The following is a 23,688-nucleotide window of genomic DNA, read 5'->3' as shown; positions in this document are numbered from 1 at the left end:
CATTGAAATCTTCTAATTCTCTCAAAATTAGGCTCATAACTCCTACATAAAAGCTTGTTTATCTTTATTTTCATACATATGTTCAATCCAATTTCCCTGAAATAGTGAGTTAGATTATAAAAATAGAAATTTTCAATAAATGATCCACTCATAGTTTTATGGATATGTTAAAAAATAAGTGAGACACATCTGTATAGCAATCACAATTAAAAGACTTCCCATCACCCTATTGAAAATTCTTGCCCGATTTCCCACATTAAGAAAGTGAGCCAATTTTTCCCCTGCATATCCCCAAAGCCATAAAGAGACATAGCAGACCATAAAATAAATCAAAACAAAAAGCGCTAAATAAACACTATTCTCTGAAGCTGAAAATAGGGCTGTACCTGAAACGGCGGCAATCCAAGCTTTTGGATTCAGCCACTGCATTAACGCACCTTGCGTAAAATTTGGAATCTTCTCTAGATCTTTGTGATCTGTTCGAATTTTTTCGCCTCTAGCGCTTAAAATATTCCAGCCAATCCAAACCAATAGAGCCGTTCCTAACAGCGCAATAGCATCCAAAAGAACCGGATACGATAAAATAATCTGATATAGACCAAAGCAAACTGCTGCAAGTAAAGCAGTAAATCCAATGGTTGCACCTGAAATAAAAGCAAAAGTTTTTCGAACACCAAAGTTCATACTGCTACTGAGAATAGTTAAATTAACAGGTCCAGGAGAGATAGACATCGATAATGAAAAAGTAAACATAGAGAAAATTAAAGCCAGCATATTTTTTTATCTTTTAGTGTTTTTTAGTTTTATGGGGCTATATCAACCAGTTTCAATCAATGTTTAAATTTAAATTATTTTTAAAATGGTTGTATCAGCGCATTAAAGCAGTTTTAAAATCAAAAATAAGTTAAAATACGCGATTGCTTTATTTGTCTTTGGGAATGTTCATGAATTCTAAACCTCGTCTTTCTACATATTGGGTTACCTGTGCAGATGGGCTTGAAACCTTACTTCAAGAAGAAATTGAAGGTTTAGGAGTACAAAACGTTGAACGTTTCCCTGGGCGATTGGTTTTCAAAGGTCAATTGGCTGATGCCTACCGCATTTGTATGTGGTCTCGTCTTGCATCACGTGTTTTGACGCCTATCCATACGTTTGAAGTTGAATTTACTCACGATGCACGCGATGTAGCTGAAGAACTCTACGAAGGTGCAAATAGTTTTGACTGGTCGCTTATTTTTGCACCTCAAAGTACATTTGCTGTGCGTTTACATGTCGAACGTGAGATCAAAGTCAACAGCCAATTCGCCACCTTACGTGTGAAAGACGGTATCGTAGATTCCTTCATGGAGGCTGTCGGTAAGCGTCCAAGCATCGATATCAAACAACCAGAAATAACCATTTACGCTTTGGCTGGTAAAAAAGAACATACTTTCTGTTTAGATTTGTCTGGCGATTCATTGCATAAACGTGGCTATCGCCACTATATGACTGATGCACCTATCAAAGAAAACTTGGCTGCAGCCATTCTTCAACACGCACAATTAATTGAAAAGAATCCAGATATTGTTCTTGATCCAATGTGTGGTTCAGGAACATTCATTATTGAAGCTTTAATGATGTTAACTGACCGCGCGCCTGGTTTGGTTCGTCGTTTCGGCTTTAATGGCTGGAATGGTCATGATCATGATCTTTGGATGCAAATTAAAGGTGAAGCTGCGGAACGTCACAAAGTTGCCTTAGAAAAACCGCTTCCAAAATTCTATGCCTTTGACGCAGATTGGGAAGCAGTAAAAGCAACCAAAAATAATATCCGCGCAGCAGGATTTGAGGCGTTGCTTGATCAAATTCAAATTGAAGAGCGTACCCTTTCTGATTGGCCAGATTTTAAAGCAGAAGGTAAATCTGTGGTCGTTGTCACTAACCCACCTTATGGTGAGCGTCTTGGTGATAAAGGCTCTAGCCGTTCATTCTATCTTGGTCTATCTGGCTTACTTCAAAAGAACTTTGCCAACCAAACTGCCGCAGTTATTGCAGCTCAAATTGAACAAGCAGACGTGTTGGCATTTAGCGAAACTCAAACGCTTCGCTTAATGAATGGTAAGCTACCTATTTATATTCGCTCAGGTAAGATTAAGCCACCTGTTGTGACACAACCTTTCTTAGCCAATTGGCTACCACTTCAATTCGATAAAATTGAAGGTGCTGAAGATTTTACAAATCGTTTGCAAAAGAATATGCAGAATTTGAAAAAATGGGCTGTAAAAGAAAATATCTATTGTTTGCGAATTTATGATGCTGATCTACCAGACTTCAATGTCGCTGTAGATCTATATGGTGACCGATTGCATGTTCAAGAATATGCCCCACCAAAATCAATCGATCCTGAAAAAGCGAAAAAACGTTTTAATCTTGCTTTACAAGCAATCCGTGCTGTCACAGGTTTAGGTCGCGATGCCATTTTTATCAAGACTCGTGCTCGTCAGGAAGGTAAAAACCAATACACTAAACAAAGTACTGCCTCTAAACGCTTTATCGTTCAAGAAGGCAAAGCGAAAATCTTGGTTAACCTCACAGATTATTTAGATACTGGTCTTTTCCTCGATCATCGCCAAATTCGCTTACGCATCGCTGCTGAAGCGAAAGGTAAACATTTCCTTAATCTATATAGTTATACCTCAACTGCAAGTTTACATGCTGCGTTAGGTGGTGCTGCGAGCACGACCAGTGTCGACCTTTCAAATACTTATTTGAACTGGTCTAAAGAAAACTTTGTCTTAAATGGTTTAACGGTTGATCATGCTGACCAACAACACCAGTTCTTTGCCAGTGATTGTTTTGAATGGTTAAAAGAAGGTCATGAACAATATGACTTAATCTTTATCGATCCGCCAACGTTCTCGAACTCTAAAAAATTCCATGGTACGTTTGACGTTCAACGTGATCACTTATCCCTGATTAAGCGTGCAATGAATCGTTTAACCACTGGTGGTACACTGTATTTCTCAAATAACTATCGTGGTTTTGAATTAGACGACGAAATCAAAGCGTTCTATGACATTGAAGAACTCACCCATGAAACAATTGGTCTAGACTTTAAACGTAATACTAAAATTCATCGTTCATGGAAAATTAGACACCTTCGAGCCTAATGACTAGAGAGCTTGACCAATAAAAAAAGGGCAATTCGTTTGCCCTTTTTTATTTTCTTAAATTTTTTGAAGGTGAATATTCCTTTGTCACAATAATGGTTGGATCTGTTGAAACATAGACAGTACGTGGTAGCGTATCATAAGGATAATACGTCAGTGGTTTAATGGTTTTGCTAATCTGCTCAGGATCTGCTTTTTTGCTCAATTCAAAATCAGAAACTGCATTTGAAACCAATTGCTTCTGATTAAATTCTTCTGCTTGAGTCTGAGCCAAATGTTGTTGATTCTGTATTTGTTCTTCAGTGCTTTGTGCTACTTCATTTTTTAATTCTTGCACTAAATTTTCATTCAAATTTTGATCAATCACTTGCTGTTCGATAAGTTCAGATTCATCTAATTTCTGTGCAGTTGCCCATTGAAAACTACACATCAGCATGCCAGAAATTAAAATTGACCGTCGAAAAGTAACACTTATAAATTCCATTTTTTATCTCGAAAATTATTATTGTAGTTTTATTTATATATTTATTAATTACAGCTAATCAAGTGCGTTCACCCGCATTCCGATGAACGCACCACATTCTTAAATACGACTCACTTCAAAGTAAGAGTATTTAGAACGATCAATCACGTCATAGGGTTTACTTTCATAACTATGAAGCGTGTGAACTGCTTTCATTTTATGTGATGAACACTGTTCTAGAACTTGCTTACGTGGATCATTCTCAACCACTGTCACACAAAATGATGTTTTACCCTGAGCTTTCACCAATGTGTTTACATTGGTCAGCATAAACTTTAATACTTCAACCGCATTTGGATGACAGAGGAAACTATGCGTCATGAGATAATCAAAGGATTGCCCCTCTTCTGGAAGCGTTAACTGTCCAGTAATACGAGCATAAGTGTTATAAACAGGCTTCAACAGTTTTAACGTTTTAGAATAACTCGCCACTTTAGTTTGTTTAAAATCTTTTTGATCCCACAAACCAAATAAACCTACGATTTTTTGATCTGAATTGAGCACTAAATGAAAGTCTTCTAACCTCAACCCATACCAAAAAGGATGATTAGCTTCCAGTAACTGTTTAAAGTCATAATCAGGTAAAAAATTATAATGAGAAGCCATTTCTTGTATAAAACCATTGACCGCATCAATCTTATCTATGGTCAGTGTTTCAAGGCGAAGTCCAGCAGACTGCTTAAACTTAGGTACCTTAGAAATGGTAAAAGTAGTCATCGAATCAAAGATATAAGGTAAAGCGTATCCTTCTCTTTCACGATGCATCATATTTCGAGCTACTTTATTATCTTCTAAAATCACGCTTTGAAAGATAATTTCACGTGGTAAGCAGTCAAAAATGTATTCCATAAAGACATTAAAGGCTTTTTTACCCCGGGCAGTGAGCTTGATCCGTAGATCTGAAACATAGCGTAATTGTTCAGCGGCACCATTAATCCAATACAATTTCCAACCGATGTTCATCATGGCAATAATCTGATCAGGTTGATCTTGATGTACGACAACCAAAATTTCGGGCTTATTATATTGTGCATGTGTGGCCCGAAAATAACTCGGTTTTCGCTCAAATGAAATCACCATACCGTTACTCGGCATACTTTCAGAAATCAGCTCAATCAATTGAGGATCATCTTGCTCCGCAGCATAACGTAGATAAAATTCAGGCGATATTTTTGATCGATATAGTAAATTTTGCTCTGTCATTTTTAAATTCTTAAATAAATTTCATTTTCTTCAAAGGTTCTGGCTTGATATTCCCCTCAATCATGCCATTGCGCATTGCGATAGTCTTATATTCATGCCATGCATCTTCCACATGCATCACGCGCGCTTCATCTAATTGCCCTAAATTACGCGCCAGCTCATAGTGAAAATTTTGTTTTAGCAATTGATCTAACTGTTGATCAGACGGCTGCCCACTCACACTACCCTCAGAAAGCAAAACATAATAAGGTTTCGATTCGGTCTGTTCTATTCCAAGTAAACTAATGGGTAAAAAACCGTTTTGTTTAAATGTATCGATCACACTCAAAGCAACCGTTTGATCAATCTTCTCACCGACCAAATCAACTGTCATCTTTCGACCAAGGAATTTAAAGCAAGGGATACCCTGATAAAAAGTATCAACCAATAACTCATCATCAATAATATAGCGTTTCAAACCTGACCCCGTCGTAATAATAGGACTCACGATTTGACCTGGTTTAAGCAGCCAAGCAGGATAAATTTGCTGAGTATCTAAATCCTGAAACTCATAAAAATGAGCTTGATACATCAGTGGATAATGATCTTCTAAAGGTATAGTTACCACACCTTCAGTGGCCCAAAGCCCTTTACCCTCAAAACTTACACCCTTAATTTTGGTTTTTAGAATTTGTGCCCAGTGCTGTGCACTTGCTGTATCCCAAGATGAAATTAAAAATAGCTTTGGCCATAATTTTTTCCAACAAGTCGGGTCTTCCAAATCTAATTGTTTTAAAATCTGGCTACGTTGCACAGATTTTTTGATTTTTAAGAAATCTAATCTCTGACGACTCCACTGACCAGTCGATAAAACTTCAACGATTTCACTCTTATTTTCTTGGATAATTTCGATCAGTTGCAGTGCAAAAGTTGGACTCCAAACCGAAATCATGCCGAGATTTGCATCTCTGACTAAATACACAGCTGTAGCGAACATCGCATCTTCAGCAGTTTCTGCCAAAGCAATGTCAGCAGGCACGGCCTGCGTAATTTGAGTTAAAATTCGTTTTGAAAAAGAAAGTAAGGCACTATCATCATTTAAATTATGAGTGGTCGTCAGTTGACGCTGGCTTTCAGGCAACCAAGATACAGACCAATAGTGTGTTGTACGTTTTAATTCAGGATAACGACGATATAAACTCGTGAGCCATAAACCAATCGCCTGATCTATTTCACCTAAAAATTGTTGGGTATATGGAATAAATTTGAGTGCTTCACTTGAACCACTTGTAGGCTGGAATCGGATAATTTTACTTTTATTAAGTAAATTTACGCCTTGATTACGTGATGCTTCAACTTTCTGCTTCCAATCAGCATAACGTGTTACTGGAAAATGTTGAGCAAACGACTCATATTCCATCTTTGGATCATCACATATAACTTTTAATTTATCACGCTGAACTTTTTCCAATTGATCAGCGTATTGATAAAAGTCTTTAAATGATTTTTTACAGGCCAAATTTAAAACTTGATGAGCTGCAAATATCACAGACATTAGGCCACCTTAGAATCTTGATCTTGATCTTTGGTTTGAGCCGATTTAGATAATTTATCTTTATTCAGATTCGACTTATTTTTTTTGAGCGATGATTTTTTCACAAACCTTACCGCTGTTTGCAAAATATCAACCCAACGCAGCTCACCAATACACGGTAATTCAGTACCTTGAACCCAAGATGGATTGCATTCCTCAAAAAACTCAATTTTACGATTTTTCTGGCGCATTTCTTCTGTTATTGGGGCCACATCAGGTTTCAGACACTGATAGTTTTCTCCAAAATCAATCAGCTTTGATTCATCATCATAGTATTCTGCAAAATACTCACGACAATACGCTTCAACATAATCTTTTAAATATTCATCTTTATTTTCAGGATTTGGATAATAGTGATAATAATTATTTGCAAGAAGTAAGTAGGTCTTAAAGCCCTTTGAGATCAGCATCCAATAGATCGGTACACCCGTATGACGTAATTTGAAGGTCATTACATAACGGAACATCGCACGTTGTAATGCTCGACTACCCCAATACGCCTCCTCAATAATGGTATCACCACTAAAAAAAGCATGGGCAGTTTTACCGTTCACGGTAAAATTTCGCTCCATTACAGTTGAGAAACCCACTAAAAAATCTTTTTTGGGTTCTCGAATGATAAACACACCAGTCTTTTCCAGAAGGTCTCTTTCAAAAATTTCAAAGACTGTATTTGAATAATAGTTACTGTAAATATTGAACATCTTTTCAATATCACGGGGTTTTAAATCTTTTACCTTAACAAACTCACTATAAGGTTCTTTTTTTAATTTTCGGAGTCGTTTTAATTCTAGCATATTGATCCCATTAAGCTAAACAATGAATTCCTTTTGTGAATCAATAAACAAATTAAACATTTATTCACAAAAATATTGAGTGCAATCTTATACTTAATAGATTTGAGTAGCAATTTTATTAAAAAATAAATTTATTATTTTTAAATCACTTAAATGAAAAAAAACCTGAACGAATTCAGGTTTTCTAAGTTTGTTTATTAAATTCTAATTTAATTTAAGTTTACTAAAACTCAAATTTCCATCAGTGCTTTGTATAACAATTGTATCTCCTGGCAAAAATTCTCCCGCCAAGATTTTTTGAGCCAATGTATTTTCAACCTTTTGTTGAATAGCACGTTTAAGTGGTCGAGCCCCATAGATTGGGTCATATCCTGCCTCAATTAATTCATCGAAAGCAGTGTCATCTACAGTCAAACTTAAATCACGATCAGCCAAACGAGCACGTAAGCGATCTAACTGAATATCCGCGATACCTCGAATCTGCGATTTTTTCAGTGCATGGAAGATTACAAGCTCATCAATTCGGTTAATAAACTCTGGTCTAAAATGCTCAGAAACAGCAGCCATCACAACACTGCGTACATCTTGTTCCGTCGCCATGTCACCTAATTCGCGCACTTCATTTGAACCTAAGTTTGAAGTCATGACGATCACGGTATTTTTAAAATCCACCACACGCCCTTGCGAATCAGTCAAGCGACCATCGTCAAGTACCTGAAGCAGAATGTTAAATACATCTGGATGAGCCTTCTCTACTTCATCAAATAACACCACGCTATAAGGCTTACGGCGTACTGCTTCAGTTAGCACACCACCCTCTTCATAACCAACATAACCAGGAGGTGCTCCCACCAAACGACTAACAGAATGTTTCTCCATAAATTCAGACATATCGATACGGATCATGGCATCGTCACTGTCAAATAAGAAGTTTGCTAAAGCTTTAGTTAACTCAGTTTTCCCAACACCTGTTGGACCTAAAAATAAGAATGAACCACTTGGGCGATTCGGATCTGAAAGTCCAGCACGTGAGCGTCGTACAGCATTAGAAACTGCAACTACCGCTTCATCTTGGCCTACGACGCGGTTATGTAAAAATGTTTCCATACTGAGTAATTTTTCACGCTCACCCTGTAGCATTTTTGCTACAGGAATTCCTGTTGCTGCACTTACAACTTCGGCAATTTCATTGTCCGTCACTTTATTACGCAATAATTTAGGTTCAACTTTCTCTTCAGATGCTTCTTCACTGAGTCGTTTCTCCAAATCAGGAATAACACCGTATTGAAGACGAGCCATTTCAGCTAGATCATTTTCACGTTGTGCCTTTTGCATCGCAATACGTGCTTGATCAAGCTCAGCCTGAATTTGTTGATCGCCTTGGACCAAACGCTTTTCAGAAACCCACACTTCTTCAAGATCGCTGTATTCCTTCTCCACTTCAGCAATTTGTTTTTCTAAGTGTGAAACTTCAGCTTTACTTCCCGCATCTTCGTCTTTTTTTACAGCCTCAAGCTGTAATTTGAGTTGAATAAGACGACGCTCTAATTTATCTAGAGACTCAGGTTTTGAATCAAGCTCCATCTTAATTCGAGATGCCGCCTCGTCAATTAGATCAATCGCTTTATCTGGTAGTTGACGATCTGTAATGTAACGATGTGACATTTTAGCTGCAGCAATGATGGCAGAATCTAAGATTTTGACACCATGATGTACTTCATAGCGCTCTTTTAATCCACGTAAAATCGCAATCGTGTCTTCAACGCTAGGCTCGTCAACCAATACTTTCTGGAAACGACGTTCAAGTGCTGCATCTTTTTCAATGAATTGTCGATATTCATCTAAAGTTGTAGCACCTACACAACGTAATTCTCCGCGTGCTAAAGCAGGTTTCAACATGTTACCTGCATCCATTGCACCGTCGCCTTTACCTGCACCGACTAGAGTGTGCAACTCATCGATAAACAGAATAATTTCACCATCATGTTTAGCAAGATCTTTTAATACTGCTTTTAAGCGCTCTTCAAATTCACCACGATATTTTGCACCAGCTAAAAGCGATCCAAGATCAAGTGATAAGACACGTTTATTTTTTAAACTTTCAGGCACTTCTCCATTGACGATACGCTGTGCTAAACCCTCTACAATGGCAGTTTTACCAACACCCGGCTCACCAATCAAAACAGGATTATTTTTTGTACGGCGTGATAAAACTTGGACTGTTCGACGAATTTCATCATCTCGCCCAATCACTGGATCAAGCTTGCCAGAAAGTGCTCGCTCAGTGAGATCAATGGTGTATTTGTTTAATGAATCACGTTGATCTTCATGATTGTTACTCATGACTTTTTCATCACCTCGAACTTTAGTTATCGCCGCTTTTAAACCTGCGGATTGAACACCAACCGCATTTAAAATAGTTTTGGTTGCACCTGTTTCTGCTAAACCAAGTAACACCCAATCTGTTGAAAGAAACTCATCACCCGATTTTTGTGCATAACTATCTGCCAAGTTAAGCGCTTTAACCGCATCTGGACTGAGATTAATATCACCAGTTGGATGAGCAAGTGTTGGAGCATCAGCAAGCGCCTGTTGCAACTTTGTGCTTAATTCTCGTAAATTCGCCCCTGCCTGCTGCAACAAACTCATATTTGATGGCTCTTCAAGCAGTGTCGATAGTATATGGATGCCTTCAATCGCTGTATGATCCTTGCCCATTGCTAAAGATTGCGCATCAGATAAGGCTTGCTGTAAGCGATTTGTAAATTTTTCAAAACGCATTATTATTTTCCTCACAACAAATTTGGTACTTGCTTAGTTAATGGGTGAGAAGCGTCATATTTCAAGTCGGTTTTTTAATTATTTTCTTATATTTCAATTATTTAAAAAATAAAGATAGATTATAATTATAATATTTGTGCTGCTCATACATTTTTCAATACCACTTCACAATTTTTTCATGGTGATTGTGATATTTATCTAATATTCACTAGATATGACAAAGAAAATATATTCCCCGTAAACGGTCATTATTGTTCTCAAATCATCACATAGGAGTACGCCGAACTTATATCGACTTAATCGGTACATGTTGTGCAAAATCATTCAATATGAATTTATAAGATAAACAATGAATTTTATATTTATTTAAAGAATATAGATAAAACTTATAATAATCACCGTTTTCCTTAAACGGATGATTTAATCATTCAGGCATACTTTCATGAATCATTTTATAAATCTCTCAGAAAATAAAGTTCATCAAGATAAAATTAAATTTATTTTATCTGAAGCAAAAAAAAATATAGAAGATCATACACTCCTCTTTGCAGGCTCTTTAAAACCCCAAGATGCGTGGCTTTTGTTCCAATCCCAACAAGCGATCATTATTGATGTCAGAACACATGAAGAGCGAAAATTCGTAGGTTATGTCGAACATTCAGAACATATTCCTTGGCTCACAGGCATCTCACTTGAACGTAACCCTGAGTTTTTAGAGAAGTTACAATCTTTTGTTAATGCATATGACATCATTTTGCTCATGTGCCGTAGTGGAAAGCGCTCTGCAGCAGCAGCGAGTGTGGCGTATAACGCTGGTTTCACGAACGTATACAATATCGATCAAGGTTTTGAAGGTGATTTAGATCCCAACTCCCATCGTGGTACTTATAATGGCTGGCGATTTCACAATCTGCCATGGGTACAAGAGTAAAATTGATTCGCTCAACTTACATAAAAAAAGCAACCTTAAGGTTGCTTTTTTTAACTCGATAAAATCAAGCTCCGGCTTCAATGATTTCAAAATCATGTGTAATTTCAACACCGCCATCTGAAAGCATTTTACTTGCTGAGCAATATTTTTCTGCAGATAGCTCAACAGCTTTAGCGACTTGCTTTTCTTTAATTGCTTTTCCTGTAACCACAAAATGCAAATGTATCTTCGTGAAAACCGCAGGAATTGTATCTGCCCTCTCAGCTTTCAACTGACATTGAACACCAGTCACATCTTGTCTAGATTTTTTTAATATGGTCACAATATCAAACGAAGCACACCCACCAAGCCCCATTAAAATGAGTTCCATCGGACGTGGACCACGGTTTTCACCACCGTAAGCTTCAGCACCATCCATGATAATTTGGTGACCGCTTTCAGATTTTGCTTCAAAAGCAACATTCTCTAACCAATGTACGCTAGTATGCATTGCAACTACCTAAAAAAAACTATAAATTTACTTAGGACTGTACACTAGCATATATTGAGCTGATAAGGAATTTCACCTCTTATGCTTCACGTGGCAAGTTTATTTAGGTCTAAAGATCTAGTTACTATCCAAATCGGAATTTAAAAAGCATGACTTCTAATTTTTCACAACTTAGTACAGATGCTTTGTCGCCAGGTCAATTACCTGAATCTGTCAAAGCTTTGCTCAAGCGTGCGCACATCAATAGATTTCCAAAACGAACTTCAATTATTGATGCGGGCTCAGAGTCGAAATCTCTGTATCTAATTTTAAAAGGGTCGGTTTCAATTATTTTACGTGAAGATGATGAACGTGAAATTGTTGTAGCCTATTTAAACCCAGGGGACTTTTTTGGAGAGATGGGATTATTTGAAAGTAATCCTCAGCGTACTGCAGAAGTACGTACACGTGATGTATGTGAGATTGCTGAAATTTCATATGCTAACTTCCATGAAGTAAGTAAGCAGTATCCAGATCTTAGCTATGCGGTGTTCGCACAGCTCGTTCGTCGCTTAAAAAATACAACTCGAAAAGTAACTGACCTAGCATTTATTGATGTATCGGGTCGTATTGCACGTTGTTTAATCGACTTGTCAGCTCAACCTGAAGCAATGATTCTTCCAAATGGACGCCAAATTCGTATTACTCGTCAAGAAATTGGTCGTATTGTAGGTTGTTCACGTGAAATGGTTGGTCGTGTTCTTAAAACACTTGAAGAACAAGGCATGATTGAAACTGATGGTAAAGCTATCTTAATTTTTGATTCATCATTAGAAGCAGTAAATTCTGTTGAAGAAGACTTTGACAACAATGATGATGAATAAATTTTCATCTGATCTACATTCAAAAAAGCAAATCTGACGATTTGCTTTTTTATTGCCTTTTTTCTGAAAACTTTCGAATTTATTTTACATACGTTTTGAATCTTAGATTAGGTATGATTTAAATATATCAACTTAAAAAATACAGCAAGGATGTTGAGCATGAAATTTAATCGACTTGGGCAAACAGATATACACGTTCCCGAAATTTGTTTAGGAACAATGACCTTTGGTGAGCAAAATAGCCAGTCCGAGGCTTTCCAACAACTGGAATATGCACTCGAGCGGGGGTTAAATTTTTGGGATACTGCAGAGATGTACCCAGTACCACCTAAAGTCGAAACTCAAGGAGCGACGGAAGAAATTATCGGCAATTGGATTCAGCAGCGCGGCCAACGTGATCAACTTTTTCTTGCTTCAAAAATTGCAGGTCCAGGCCAAGGTGGTAGCAATATTAGAGGCGGCACAACTCGCTATACTGCCAGCGACATCAGCTCAGCCTTAGACTCAAATCTTAGACGCTTAAAAACTGACTATATTGATCTTTATCAGCTGCATTGGCCTCAACGCCCAACCAATATGTTTGGTCAATTGGGTTATACCAATCACCATGCTCACAGTACACTAGATATCACACCACTCGAGGAAACCTTATCTGCCCTTCAAGCGGAAATTAATAGAGGTAGAATTCGTTATATCGGACTCTCCAATGAGACACCATGGGGAACCATGAAATTTCTACATTTAGCTGAAAAGTTAGGGCTGTCTAAATTTGTTTCTGTACAAAACCCCTATAACTTATTAAATCGTACCTATGAAATCGGCATGTCGGAGATTGCTAAATTTGAAGGCATCGGTTTACTGGCCTATTCACCACTCGCTTTTGGCTATTTAACAGGAAAATTTAGACATGGTGCGAGACCTGCAAATGCCAGAGTCACCTTATACTCTAGATTTTCGCGTTATAGTAATCCTGAAAGTGAATGGGCAACTGAACAATACGCACTCTTAGCAGAAAAACATGGACTGACATTAACGCAATTAGCGTTAGCTTTCATTAAGCAGCAGTTCTTCGTGACCAGCACAATCATTGGTGCAACCGATTTAAATCAACTCAAAGAAAATATTGATGCTTTTAATGTGTCATTGTCAGAAGAAATACTTCAGGAAATTGAGATCATCCATAAACAACAACCAAATCCAGCACCTTAAGTGTCTAATAAATTCGATTTCAATACATTTGAATCAAAGCCATACTGTGATAACAATTTACTGAGTGGTGAATATAAAAAAAGGATGCTATCGCATCCTTTTTAGCTTTATTCTTTTAACGGCGACTTTGGTTATAAATCGCTTGAGCTGCAGGTAAGTTTTTACGCATCGCCTCAATTCGTTGAGCATTTGAAGGGTGTGTTGATAAGAAAGATGCATTGCCACCATTACTTGCTTTAGCCATCTTTTCCCATAACGTAATCGCTGCTTGTGGGTTATACCCAGCTCTAGCCATTAACATTAATCCACCCTGATCAGCACGGCTCTCCAAGTTACGTGAATAAGGCAACCCTACACCCAGTTGAGAACCAATTTGTGCAACTGCTGCGCCACCTTGACCTACCCCAGCTGCACTTAAACCAACACCTAAAGCCAAGTCAGTTAAAGCTTGAGCACCCAATTTGCTTTTTGCATGCTCTTCCAAAGCATGGATCATTTCATGCCCCATGATGGCCGCAATTTCAGCATCTGTTAAATTTAAACGTTCCACAATACCTGTATAAAAAACAACTTTACCACCTGGCATGACAGAAGCATTTAATTCACTTGATTTAATTACAGACACTTGCCATTGGAATGGCTGACCCGTTTGATTCATTTGATCAGCATATGGACGCAAACGATTGTAGACATTGGTAATACGCTTATAGGTATTTGAGCTTGTATCCAATAAGCCCTTACTGCGAGCTGTATCAATGGCTTGCGAGTAACTTTGTGCAGCAGCTGCATTTAATGTCGCTGAGTCTGCACCCGCCATATCCGCAAATGTTGTACACCCTGAAATCGAGATCACCGCAGACGCAGTAAGACCGAGCAATAATTTGTTCTTCATTATAATGTTCCAATCTACTTGAAAGTACTTGTTCTTAATTATAAACAAACTCAACTACGCTTAATATCTCATTTTTCTTCACTTTTTTATTTGTTATGTAATTTAGTAAACAAATTGATAGCTAATCCAAAAGACCAAACAAAAAATATTAAGCACGAGATAGGTTTGACTCCACGGTTTTAAACGAGTTTCGAGCTTCTCATCTTTACGCTTAAAAAATAAATAGGTGTTTTGAATTAAAATAATAGGGACCAATACGCAAGCGATCATAATCGACAGTCCAATAAAGACTTGGTATACCACTTCTTCGGCTACTGTTTGAGATCGAATTATCATCATCGCAATCGTGGGTGCCCCCCCCATTGCAAATAACAACGAATAAAACATTGTTCCAGAAATATTTTTATGCATCCTGCACACTCTATTATTTTATACATTCGATTTTAACAATCTCTAAGATTCAGCACAGCCAATTTTTATACAACTTTGGTCGTTGTTTAGATCAAAAAAAGCCCTGTGATATCACAGGGCTTTTTTAAAACTTTTAATTAAGCTTCAAACGGGTGACGAAGAATAATCGTTTCATCACGGTCTGGACCAGTTGATACGATGTCGATTGGACATTCGATTAACTGTTCAAGTCGCTTAATATAGTTGATTGCTGCTTCTGGCAATTGGTCTAAAGATTTAGCACCAAAAGTAGACTCAGTCCAACCAGGCATTGTTTCGTAAATTGGTTTTAAAGTTTCAAATGCAAGTGCATCAGAAGAACCTACGCAGCCCGAATCTGCAGCCTCATAACCGACACAGATTTTGATTTCTTCTAAACCATCAAGAACGTCAAGTTTAGTCAAGCAAATACCCGAAAGTGAGTTTACTTCTACTGAACGACGAAGGATTTCAGCATCGAACCAACCACAGCGACGTTGGCGACCAGTAGATGCGCCAAATTCTGAACCTACAGTACCAAGGTGCTTACCAATTGCATCACCAACATCGTTTGCAGCATCATAAACCAACTCAGTTGGGAATGGACCTGCACCTACGCGAGTTGTATAAGCTTTGGTAATACCCAATACATAGTCAAGGTGTAATGGACCAAGACCAGAACCAGAACTCACACCACCAGCAGTCGTATTTGAAGATGTTACGTATGGATAAGTACCATGGTCAACATCAAGAAGTGAGCCTTGAGCCCCTTCAAACATGATGTTGTCACCGTTCTTACGATATTTATGCAATTCGCCAGTAACATCAACAACCAGTGGAGCAACAACTTCACGCCATTGATCACATAACGCAAGCACGTCTTCAAGCTTAACCGCTTCTACACCGTAGAACTGTGTTAATTGGAAGTTATGGTATTCAAGTAACTCTTCAAGCAATGCTTTAAGATGATCACCACCACGCACTAAATCAGCGACACGAACCGCACGACGTGCAACTTTATCCTCATACGCTGGACCAATACCACGACCTGTTGTACCAATCTTGGCATTCCCACGTTTTTTCTCACGTGCTTGGTCTAATGCAATATGGTTTGGCAAAATTAATGGACAGTTTGGAGAAATACGTAAACGTTCTTTAACTGGCACACCTTGCTCTTCAAGAATCGTCATCTCTTTGATTAACGCTTCAGGAGAAAGCACTACACCGTTACCAATTAAGCAAAGTACGTTTTCACGTAAAATACCAGATGGAATGAGGTGTAAAACAGTTTTCTTACCACCTACGACGAGAGTATGACCTGCATTGTGTCCACCTTGATAGCGAACAACTGCAGCCGCTTGATCTGTGAGCAGGTCAACGATTTTACCTTTACCTTCGTCGCCCCATTGGGTACCAAGTACCACAACATTCTTGCCCATAATAGCCTCATTGCATCATGCTGTTAAAATTGAAGAACATGATTTGAAATTTAGTATTCAAATCAGGTGATTAAATCTGTTCGAGTTTCCACTCACCCGCTTGATTCACCAACTGGTGAGTCGCGTTAGGTACTGAATTCAACTCATCTTGACCAAGCAACTGCACAACGCTTTTACCTTGATCACGTAATCCTTGAATTGCTTTGACTAGGTCAGCATTATTTCCCTTAGGTGCAACGATCACTTCCAATGCTTTAAATTGACCAGCGCTTAAAGCGTATAAGTCACATGAAAAGCCAGTTGCTGGACGTGCACGACCAAAATGCTCACCAATACCATCATAACGTCCACCTTGAGCTAATGGTGCAGCACGATTTGGTGCATACACTGCATACATTAAGCCAGTGTGATAGTGATATGAGCGAAGCTCTACAACATCGATACCAATATGCAGATTTGGCCAACGTTGCTGAATCGCATCTTGTGTGCTTTGAACTGCATTAAATGCTTCTTGGAATGCCGAATCTTCTAAGATTTCTTGGCTTAAATGTGATTTTAAAGCGACTAAATCACTTGCATAACGACCAAGCGCATAAAAATCAGAGCCGAATTTAAGTTGTTGCGTATATTCAGCAAGCTCTGGTAATGCTTTACGCTGATATAAATCAGATAGATGCGACTCTATAGCTTTGTTCAATCCTGCATGTTTGACTAAGCTACGGAATAGACCAACGTGTCCAATATCTAAATGGATCGCCTCAGTTACACCTGTATTTTTTAATAATTCCAACATGACATCGATCATTTCGACGTCAGCATCGATACTGTCTGAACCAAACAACTCAGCACCGAGCTGTAAAGGCGCACGTGTGGTATTGAAACCTTGTGGTTTGGTATGAAGTACCGTTCCAGCGTAGCAATAGCGTGCAACACCTTCAACTGGATACACGTGTGCATCAATACGCGCCACCTGAGGCGTCATATCTGCACGCACACCAAGTAAACGACCAGAAAGTTGATCGATTACTTTAAATGTGGCTAAGTCTAAATCTTGATTCGATTCTGAAAGAGAAGATAGAGATTCGATGTATTCAATAAATGGCGTGTACACCAATTGATAACCTCGAGCTGCGAGGAAATCTAACGCGGTACGACGCAAAGTTTCAATAACTTGCGCTTGCTCTGGTAATACATCAGCTACACCATCAGGTAATAACCATGTCTCTGAAATGGGCATGTTGTAAACCTAAATTCTGTCAGCGCGGAACAAATCCGCATAAAAAAATCGGGAACACACCCGATTTCTCCTAGTCTATCACGATCAACCCCCATGTGCATCAGACTTTTAAATAATTAAATCGGAATTTTAGATTATTCATAAGCTTCTATTGGTAATTCTGAACGCACTAGCAGTTGATCTATGTTATAGACTTAAGCCTTTATAAAAGACACAGCATTTCAGTTTCATGACTGATCTGGAAATGAATGACATAAATCTAGTAAACGATTGGTATATCCCCACTCATTATCATACCAAGCATAGACTTTAGCTTGCTTCCCGACCACCATGGTTTGAGTTAAATCTACAATGAGTGAAAACGGAGAATGATTAAAGTCAGATGATACTAAAGGCTCATCTGTTACCGACATAATTTCCGAAAATCGCTCTCGTGCTGCTGAAATTAACGCTTCATTTAACTGATGGTCTGTAATTGGCTGTTGCGCTATAAATGTCAAATCAATAGCTGCCACATTAATGGTAGGAACACGAATTGAGTAACCGTCTATTCGCCCTTCCATTTTTGGCATGACACGTTTGATTGCACCTAGAGCAGATGAAGTCGTTGGAATAATGTTTTGCCCAGATGCCCTCGCACGACGTAAATCGCGGTGAACATGATCTAAAACGGATTGATCCGCTGTAACAGCATGAATTTCTGTCATTAACGCACTTTCTATACCAAAGGCATCGTCAATAATTTTGACCAGAGGAACCAATGCTTGTGTCGTACATGAAACACTCGAAATAATCTGATCCGTAGTTTTAACCTCTGTATGATTTACCCCGTAGACGATTGCAGCATCAACCGTATCAAAAGGTGCAGCCCCAATTATCACGCGTTGAGCGCCAGCATTGAGATGGCGTGTCGCTTCTGCTCGAGATCTAAATAAACCAGTACACTCTAAAACAACATCAACGTTTAAACGCTTCCATGGTAGTTGATCTGGTTCTGTTTGACAGTGGACTTCAATAGATAATTTTTTTTGATAGGCATGAATATTGAGAAATACTTGCTCTGCAACATAACTCAACTCCACTTCCCCATGAAATCTTCCATGTGTGGTGTCATATTTAAATAAATGAATTAAAGTTTCTACATCAGCCACATCATTAATCGCAACGATTTCAAAATTGAATTGTTTTGGATTTTCAAACCAAGCTCTTAAAACATTTCGCCCGATTCGTCCAAATCCATTAATTGCGATACGCTGCATATGTAACCTTCAATTCTTTAATACAAGTTCTTGAAAGCTCTATGTTAAAGTATTTCTAAAATATTCAGTAATAAATAATGGTCTTATGACTACTCAATATTTTTGATTGATCTTTGTACGAGATACACTGCTTAAGCATTTGAAAATGATCTCAACACCAATAATGATTAAAATTTCACCTAAAACCAGAATTAAAGAGAATTGTCATTAAAACACTTTAAAATCATTGGTACAGGTGGCAAATTCCGTTATAATTTGGCGTTTTTAAACTTTTAGCCCGGTATGCTGGGGTGAATTTTATTGTGAATTCGCACTTTATTTCCCAGACATATTATTTGCCAATACAGAATTAATGGAGTGACTTGGTTGTGAGTACTCGTTTTATGACATCAGCTGAAATTCGTGAAGCATTTTTGCGTTACTTTGAATCGCAAGGCCACACACGTGTCGCGTCGAGTTCTCTAGTTCCTGCCAATGACCCAACTTTGCTTTTTACAAATGCTGGTATGAACCAGTTCAAAGATTGCTTCTTAGGCCTAGAAAAACGAGATTATGTACGTGCAGTGTCATCACAAAAATGTGTTCGTGCTGGCGGTAAACATAACGACTTAGATAACGTGGGCTACACAGCTCGTCACCATACGTTTTTTGAAATGTTAGGTAACTTCTCTTTCGGAGATTACTTTAAACGTGATGCGATTAAATTCGCTTGGGATTTCTTAACCAATGAAAAATGGTTAGGCCTACCTAAAGACAAATTATATGCAACGGTTTATCACACTGATGATGAAGCATTCGACATCTGGAACAAAGAAATCGGTCTAGATGAGTCTCGCATTATTCGTATCGGCGACAACAAAGGCGGTCAATACGCTTCAGATAACTTCTGGGCAATGGGCGATACAGGTCCTTGTGGTCCATGCTCTGAAATCTTCTTTGACCATGGCGATCACATTTGGGGTGGTTTACCAGGCACACCAGAAGAAGATGGCGACCGTTTCATCGAAATTTGGAACAACGTATTCATGCAGTTTAACCGTACTGCTGATGGCGTACTTCACCCTCTTCCAGCGCCATCTGTAGATACAGGTATGGGCTTAGAACGTATTTCTGCCGTTTTACAACACGTCAACTCAAACTACGAAATCGACCTATTCCAACATTTGCTTAAAGCTGCAGCTGAAATTATTGGTTTAGATACTGCTGAACTTGAAGCGAAAGCACAAGCTGAAGGCAAACCAGTTGAATACCCAGCATCACTTAAAGTCGTTGCCGACCATGCACGTTCATGTTCATTCTTGATTGCTGATGGCGTAAACCCTTCAAACGAAGGCCGTGGTTATGTACTACGTCGTATCATCCGTCGTGCAGTACGTCACGGTAACAAATTGGGTGCGACAGGTTCATTCTTCCACAAAATGTTGAAGCCTTTAATTGAGGTGATGGGCGCTGCCTATCCTGAACTTGAAGCACAACAAGCGCGTATCGAAGCGCAACTTTTAAAAGAAGAAGAGCAATTTGCTAAAACCTTAGAACAAGGTTTGAAATTGCTTGAGGGCGAACTTGCTAACTTAAAAGGTTCTGTAATTCCAGGCGAAGTAGTATTCAAACTTTACGACACGTACGGCTTCCCAACTGACTTAACGGCTGACATCGCACGTGAACGTGATTTAACGATTGACGAAGCTGGTTTTGAAAAAGAAATGGCTGCTCAACGTCAACGTGCACGTGATGCGGGTAAATTCGCAATCGACTACAACAGCGTTGTAAAAGTTGAAGGCGAAACTCAGTTTGACGGCTACGATGCAACTGCTGGTGAAGGTCAAATCATCGCAATCTATAAAGATGGCGAACAAGTTGATGAAGTCGTTGAAGGTGATGAAGCTTTAATCGTTCTAAACCAAACCCCTTTCTATGCAGAAAGCGGTGGTCAAATCGGTGATACAGGTCTCTTCAAAAACGATACGGGTATTTTCGAAGTTCAAGACACGAAAAAATCTGGTGGCGCGTTCGTTCACCAAGGTATCGTGACCATGGGCAACCTTAAAGTTACTCAAAATGTAGAAGCAACAGTTAAAGCAGACATCCGTGCAGCAACTGCACGTAACCACTCTGCGACTCACCTTCTACATGCTGCACTTCGTCAAATCTTGGGTTCACATGTTCAACAAAAAGGTTCATTGGTTGCATCTGACGTGTTACGTTTCGACTTTGCCAATGATCAACCCGTGACATTTGAACAAATTCAAGAAATTGAACGTCTGGTAAATGCTGAAGTGATTGCCAACACACCTGTAACAACTGAACTCCTCGACATCGAATCTGCAAAAGCAAAAGGTGCGATGATGTTGTTCGGTGAAAAATACGGTGAAGAAGTTCGCGTACTCTCTATGGGTTCAGTGATCGATGAGAAAAACTTCTCGATCGAACTGTGTGGTGGTATTCACGTTAAACGTACAGGTGACATTGGTCTGTTCAAAATCACTTCTGAAGGTGGTGTTGCTGCAGGTGTACGTCGTATTGAAGCAGTTACAGGTACGAAAGCAATTGAAGTGGCTCAGAAAGCTGATCGTGACATCAACACGATTAATGGCTTATTGAAAGCACAAAAAGATCAAACGATTGAGAAAGTTGAAGCCTTAGCGGACACAGCATCAAGCTTACAAAAGCAAATCGATCAATTGAATCAAAAACTTGCACATTTACAGGCGGGTGAGCTACTTAGCCAAGTTGAGGAAATTGCAGGTCGCAAAACGTTAATCACGACTGTTCAAGGTATGGATGCGAAATCACTTCGCAATCTACACGACGGCGTGAAATCAAAATTAGAAAATGCTGTGATTGTCCTTGCAGGTGTAGAGGGTGACAAGGTGAGCTTGATCGCATCTGTAGCTAAAGACTTCACAGCTTCTATAAAAGCAGGTGACATCATCAAACACTTAGCAACTGAGCTTGGTGGTAAAGGTGGTGGTAAGCCTGATTTGGCACAAGGTGGCGCGCCACTTAACGAGAAGTTTGCTTCCGTCATGGCAGAATTAACTGCTTGGCTAGCTGCAAAATAAAACTTCACCTTTTGTGTAACTGACCTTGAACAACTCTTCAAGGTCATGGTTTATATGGAACAACTATGGCATTAATCGTTCAAAAATATGGCGGTACTTCAATGGGTACTCCTGAGCGCATTTTAAATGTTGCTCGTCGTGTAAAGCGTTGGCATGATCACGGCCACAAGGTTGTGGTTGTTGTATCAGCAATGAGTGGTGAAACCAATCGCCTACTCGCTTTAGCGAAAGCCATTACCGACACCCCTGACCCACGAGAATTAGACCAAATGGTTTCTACGGGTGAACAGGTAACGATTTCAATGTTAGCAATGGCACTGAATTCTATCGGTGTGGAAGCTAAATCTTTGACTGGACGCCAAGTTGGTATTAAAACTGACAGCTCATTCACAAAAGCACGTATTGAATCAATTGATACAGATGTCATGACTGAACAATTAGATGCTGGTCGTGTCATCGTTGTTGCAGGTTTCCAAGGTTTTGATGCTAACGGCAACACAACAACTTTGGGTCGTGGTGGTTCTGATACCTCTGGCGTTGCATTAGCAGCTGCACTCAAAGCGGATGAATGTCAAATTTATACAGATGTGGATGGTGTATATACAACAGATCCACGTGTTGCACCAAAAGCGAAGAAAGTTGATCGTATTTCTTTTGAAGAAATGCTCGAAATGGCTTCTCTTGGTTCTAAAGTTTTACAGATCCGTTCTGTTGAGTTCGCGGGTAAATATCAAGTCCCTTTACGCGTACTCTCTAGCTTCGACAATGAAAATGATGGCGCATTTGACGAAGAATTCAAAAACAACGTCGGAACACTTATCACTACTGAATTGGAAGACAACATGGAACAGCCAATTATCTCTGGTATCGCATTTAACCGTGACGAAGCTAAATTAACTATCTTAGGTGTGCCTGATCTTCCTGGTATTGCATCTAAAATTTTAAAACCGATTGGTGATGCAAATATCGAAGTGGATATGATCATCCAAAACGTTGAAGAAGATGGTACAACTGACTTCACATTCACAGTCAATCGTGGTGAACTTGCTAAAGCGAAAAAAATTCTTGAAGAAACTGCTCAAGCAATCGGTGCTCGTGAAGTTGCAACACGTGATGATATTGTAAAAGTATCTATCGTAGGTGTTGGTATGCGCTCTCATGCTGGTGTTGCAAGCAAAATGTTTACAGCACTTGCTGATGAAGGCATCAATATCCTGATGATTTCAACTTCTGAAATCAAAATCTCTGTTATTATTGAAGAAAATTATTTAGAGCTTGCTGTTCGCTCACTTCACACTGCGTTTGGTCTTGACCGCGAACATGGCGAGTCTAGCGCACGTGCTTAATTTTCTGTCATGAGTTAGCAGAAACAATGCATACTTGATGAAGAAATATTCAGAGCCACTATAGTTTTTCCTATAGTGGCTCTGTTATATTAGGTCTAGAGGTTTATGGGATAATTTCAATAGTCCTGTGCGAATGGTTAAATTCGTCACACTTATCTATTAAAATATTTCGTGGTGCCGAGGTTGTTATTTTCACTTTTTGAAAAAACTATCGCAGGTTTAGCGTTTAAGCAAGGAGATAAACATGCTGATTCTCACCCGTCGTGTTGGTGAAACATTAATGATTGGGGATCAAGTCAGTGTCACTGTACTTGGTGTAAAAGGTAACCAAGTGCGAATTGGTGTGAATGCGCCTAAAGAAGTATCTGTACATCGTGAAGAAATCTATCAACGAATTCAGCATGAACGTGCGATGCATGAGCACTTGCAACATCTTGACCAAGATTACCAACCTTCTTACGAAGAAGAGAATTACACTCAAAATGATTTCAATCGTTGATTAGAA

At 38.9% G+C, this 23,688-nt stretch carries 19 protein-coding genes; 7 read left to right on the top strand and 12 right to left on the bottom strand.

Annotated elements, in window-relative coordinates; all coding sequences use genetic code 11:
* Positions 1–156 precede the first annotated feature (156 nt).
* Positions 157–774: a LysE family translocator gene (locus AC1M9C_RS00330; RefSeq protein WP_481952992.1), complete on the bottom strand. Its 618-nt coding sequence runs from the start codon at positions 772–774 to the stop codon at positions 157–159.
* A gap of 170 nt (positions 775–944) precedes the next feature.
* Between AC1M9C_RS00330 and rlmKL the strand changes: the two genes are divergently transcribed.
* Positions 945–3,149 (top strand): bifunctional 23S rRNA (guanine(2069)-N(7))-methyltransferase RlmK/23S rRNA (guanine(2445)-N(2))-methyltransferase RlmL, encoded by a 2,205-nt coding sequence (gene rlmKL, locus AC1M9C_RS00325; protein WP_481952991.1) that lies wholly within the window; start codon positions 945–947, stop codon positions 3,147–3,149.
* A 49-nt stretch (positions 3,150–3,198) separates the two neighbouring features.
* Here rlmKL and AC1M9C_RS00320 read toward each other — a convergent pair whose 3' ends face one another.
* From AC1M9C_RS00320 to clpB, 5 genes are all read right to left on the bottom strand, one after another.
* On the bottom strand, positions 3,199–3,633 hold the full coding sequence (locus AC1M9C_RS00320; protein WP_481952990.1) for a hypothetical protein: 435 nt from the start codon (positions 3,631–3,633) through the stop codon (positions 3,199–3,201).
* A gap of 99 nt (positions 3,634–3,732) precedes the next feature.
* On the bottom strand, positions 3,733–4,875 hold the full coding sequence (locus tag AC1M9C_RS00315) for a hypothetical protein (RefSeq protein ID WP_035265888.1): 1,143 nt from the start codon (positions 4,873–4,875) through the stop codon (positions 3,733–3,735).
* 10 nt (positions 4,876–4,885) lie between these two features.
* Positions 4,886–6,409 carry a GH3 family acyl-acid amido synthetase gene (locus AC1M9C_RS00310; RefSeq protein WP_481586669.1) on the bottom strand — a complete coding sequence of 508 codons (1,524 nt, stop codon included), beginning with the start codon at positions 6,407–6,409 and terminating at the stop codon, positions 4,886–4,888.
* Positions 6,409–7,245, bottom strand: a complete 837-nt coding sequence (locus AC1M9C_RS00305; RefSeq protein WP_481588431.1) for a hypothetical protein — start codon at positions 7,243–7,245, stop codon at positions 6,409–6,411. The genes AC1M9C_RS00310 and AC1M9C_RS00305 overlap by 1 nt, the downstream gene beginning before the upstream one ends.
* A gap of 204 nt (positions 7,246–7,449) precedes the next feature.
* Positions 7,450–10,026 carry an ATP-dependent chaperone ClpB gene (gene clpB / locus AC1M9C_RS00300; RefSeq protein WP_481586667.1) on the bottom strand — a complete coding sequence of 859 codons (2,577 nt, stop codon included), beginning with the start codon at positions 10,024–10,026 and terminating at the stop codon, positions 7,450–7,452.
* Positions 10,027–10,468: 442 nt separating this feature from the next.
* On the opposite strand from clpB, the gene AC1M9C_RS00295 reads away from it, so the two are divergent.
* On the top strand, positions 10,469–10,957 hold the full coding sequence (locus AC1M9C_RS00295) for a rhodanese-like domain-containing protein (protein ID WP_481586666.1): 489 nt from the start codon (positions 10,469–10,471) through the stop codon (positions 10,955–10,957).
* A gap of 64 nt (positions 10,958–11,021) precedes the next feature.
* Here AC1M9C_RS00295 and AC1M9C_RS00290 read toward each other — a convergent pair whose 3' ends face one another.
* A complete protein-coding gene (locus AC1M9C_RS00290) occupies positions 11,022–11,447 on the bottom strand; it encodes an OsmC family protein (protein WP_481586665.1) in 426 nt (141 codons plus the stop codon).
* A 149-nt stretch (positions 11,448–11,596) separates the two neighbouring features.
* Between AC1M9C_RS00290 and crp the strand changes: the two genes are divergently transcribed.
* Positions 11,597–12,310 carry a cAMP-activated global transcriptional regulator CRP gene (gene crp, locus AC1M9C_RS00285; protein ID WP_035265881.1) on the top strand — a complete coding sequence of 238 codons (714 nt, stop codon included), beginning with the start codon at positions 11,597–11,599 and terminating at the stop codon, positions 12,308–12,310.
* Between the two features lie 159 nt (positions 12,311–12,469).
* Positions 12,470–13,519 carry an NADP(H)-dependent aldo-keto reductase gene (locus tag AC1M9C_RS00280; protein WP_481586664.1) on the top strand — a complete coding sequence of 350 codons (1,050 nt, stop codon included), beginning with the start codon at positions 12,470–12,472 and terminating at the stop codon, positions 13,517–13,519.
* Positions 13,520–13,634: 115 nt separating this feature from the next.
* On the opposite strand, the gene AC1M9C_RS00275 is transcribed toward AC1M9C_RS00280, so the two are convergent.
* From AC1M9C_RS00275 to gap, 5 genes are all read right to left on the bottom strand, one after another.
* Entirely contained in the window at positions 13,635–14,411 is a 777-nt protein-coding gene (locus AC1M9C_RS00275; RefSeq protein ID WP_035265878.1) for a M48 family metallopeptidase, read from the bottom strand.
* Positions 14,412–14,513: 102 nt separating this feature from the next.
* A complete protein-coding gene (locus AC1M9C_RS00270; RefSeq protein ID WP_481586663.1) occupies positions 14,514–14,822 on the bottom strand; it encodes a hypothetical protein in 309 nt (102 codons plus the stop codon).
* A gap of 137 nt (positions 14,823–14,959) precedes the next feature.
* Entirely contained in the window at positions 14,960–16,279 is a 1,320-nt protein-coding gene (locus AC1M9C_RS00265) for an adenylosuccinate synthase (protein ID WP_035265875.1), read from the bottom strand.
* Positions 16,280–16,349: 70 nt separating this feature from the next.
* A complete protein-coding gene (locus AC1M9C_RS00260) occupies positions 16,350–17,516 on the bottom strand; it encodes an ATP phosphoribosyltransferase regulatory subunit (RefSeq protein ID WP_481586662.1) in 1,167 nt (388 codons plus the stop codon).
* A 227-nt stretch (positions 17,517–17,743) separates the two neighbouring features.
* A complete protein-coding gene (gene gap, locus AC1M9C_RS00255) occupies positions 17,744–18,775 on the bottom strand; it encodes a type I glyceraldehyde-3-phosphate dehydrogenase (protein WP_481592927.1) in 1,032 nt (343 codons plus the stop codon).
* 368 nt (positions 18,776–19,143) lie between these two features.
* Between gap and alaS the strand changes: the two genes are divergently transcribed.
* The 3 genes from alaS (at position 19,144) to csrA (ending at position 23,682) form a co-directional block, all read left to right on the top strand.
* The gene (alaS, locus tag AC1M9C_RS00250) at positions 19,144–21,837 is read left to right on the top strand and encodes an alanine--tRNA ligase (protein ID WP_481952989.1); all 2,694 of its coding nucleotides are present in this window, start codon (positions 19,144–19,146) and stop codon (positions 21,835–21,837) included.
* A gap of 65 nt (positions 21,838–21,902) precedes the next feature.
* The gene (locus tag AC1M9C_RS00245; RefSeq protein ID WP_092766113.1) at positions 21,903–23,183 is read left to right on the top strand and encodes an aspartate kinase; all 1,281 of its coding nucleotides are present in this window, start codon (positions 21,903–21,905) and stop codon (positions 23,181–23,183) included.
* Between the two features lie 244 nt (positions 23,184–23,427).
* Positions 23,428–23,682 carry a carbon storage regulator CsrA gene (gene csrA, locus AC1M9C_RS00240; protein WP_035265869.1) on the top strand — a complete coding sequence of 85 codons (255 nt, stop codon included), beginning with the start codon at positions 23,428–23,430 and terminating at the stop codon, positions 23,680–23,682.
* Positions 23,683–23,688 lie beyond the last annotated feature (6 nt).

The organism is Acinetobacter sp. 24-47-39, assembly GCF_056783825.1.
Note: the sequence above shows the minus strand (reverse complement) of the source record. Positions and strands in the feature narration are given on the sequence as shown.

Coding starts and splice junctions, on each gene's coding strand:
- AC1M9C_RS00275 (WP_035265878.1), bottom strand. CDS start 14,411: ATGAAGAACAAATTATTGCTCGGTCTTACTGCGTCTGCGGTGATCTCG.
- AC1M9C_RS00305 (WP_481588431.1), bottom strand. CDS start 7,245: ATGCTAGAATTAAAACGACTCCGAAAATTAAAAAAAGAACCTTATAGT.
- csrA (WP_035265869.1), top strand. CDS start 23,428: ATGCTGATTCTCACCCGTCGTGTTGGTGAAACATTAATGATTGGGGAT.
- AC1M9C_RS00290 (WP_481586665.1), bottom strand. CDS start 11,447: ATGCATACTAGCGTACATTGGTTAGAGAATGTTGCTTTTGAAGCAAAA.
- AC1M9C_RS00270 (WP_481586663.1), bottom strand. CDS start 14,822: ATGCATAAAAATATTTCTGGAACAATGTTTTATTCGTTGTTATTTGCA.
- AC1M9C_RS00280 (WP_481586664.1), top strand. CDS start 12,470: ATGAAATTTAATCGACTTGGGCAAACAGATATACACGTTCCCGAAATT.
- clpB (WP_481586667.1), bottom strand. CDS start 10,026: ATGCGTTTTGAAAAATTTACAAATCGCTTACAGCAAGCCTTATCTGAT.
- AC1M9C_RS00245 (WP_092766113.1), top strand. CDS start 21,903: ATGGCATTAATCGTTCAAAAATATGGCGGTACTTCAATGGGTACTCCT.
- AC1M9C_RS00310 (WP_481586669.1), bottom strand. CDS start 6,409: ATGTCTGTGATATTTGCAGCTCATCAAGTTTTAAATTTGGCCTGTAAA.
- gap (WP_481592927.1), bottom strand. CDS start 18,775: ATGCAGCGTATCGCAATTAATGGATTTGGACGAATCGGGCGAAATGTT.
- AC1M9C_RS00260 (WP_481586662.1), bottom strand. CDS start 17,516: ATGCCCATTTCAGAGACATGGTTATTACCTGATGGTGTAGCTGATGTA.
- AC1M9C_RS00265 (WP_035265875.1), bottom strand. CDS start 16,279: ATGGGCAAGAATGTTGTGGTACTTGGTACCCAATGGGGCGACGAAGGT.
- AC1M9C_RS00330 (WP_481952992.1), bottom strand. CDS start 774: ATGCTGGCTTTAATTTTCTCTATGTTTACTTTTTCATTATCGATGTCT.
- AC1M9C_RS00320 (WP_481952990.1), bottom strand. CDS start 3,633: ATGGAATTTATAAGTGTTACTTTTCGACGGTCAATTTTAATTTCTGGC.
- crp (WP_035265881.1), top strand. CDS start 11,597: ATGACTTCTAATTTTTCACAACTTAGTACAGATGCTTTGTCGCCAGGT.
- rlmKL (WP_481952991.1), top strand. CDS start 945: ATGAATTCTAAACCTCGTCTTTCTACATATTGGGTTACCTGTGCAGAT.
- AC1M9C_RS00295 (WP_481586666.1), top strand. CDS start 10,469: ATGAATCATTTTATAAATCTCTCAGAAAATAAAGTTCATCAAGATAAA.
- AC1M9C_RS00315 (WP_035265888.1), bottom strand. CDS start 4,875: ATGACAGAGCAAAATTTACTATATCGATCAAAAATATCGCCTGAATTT.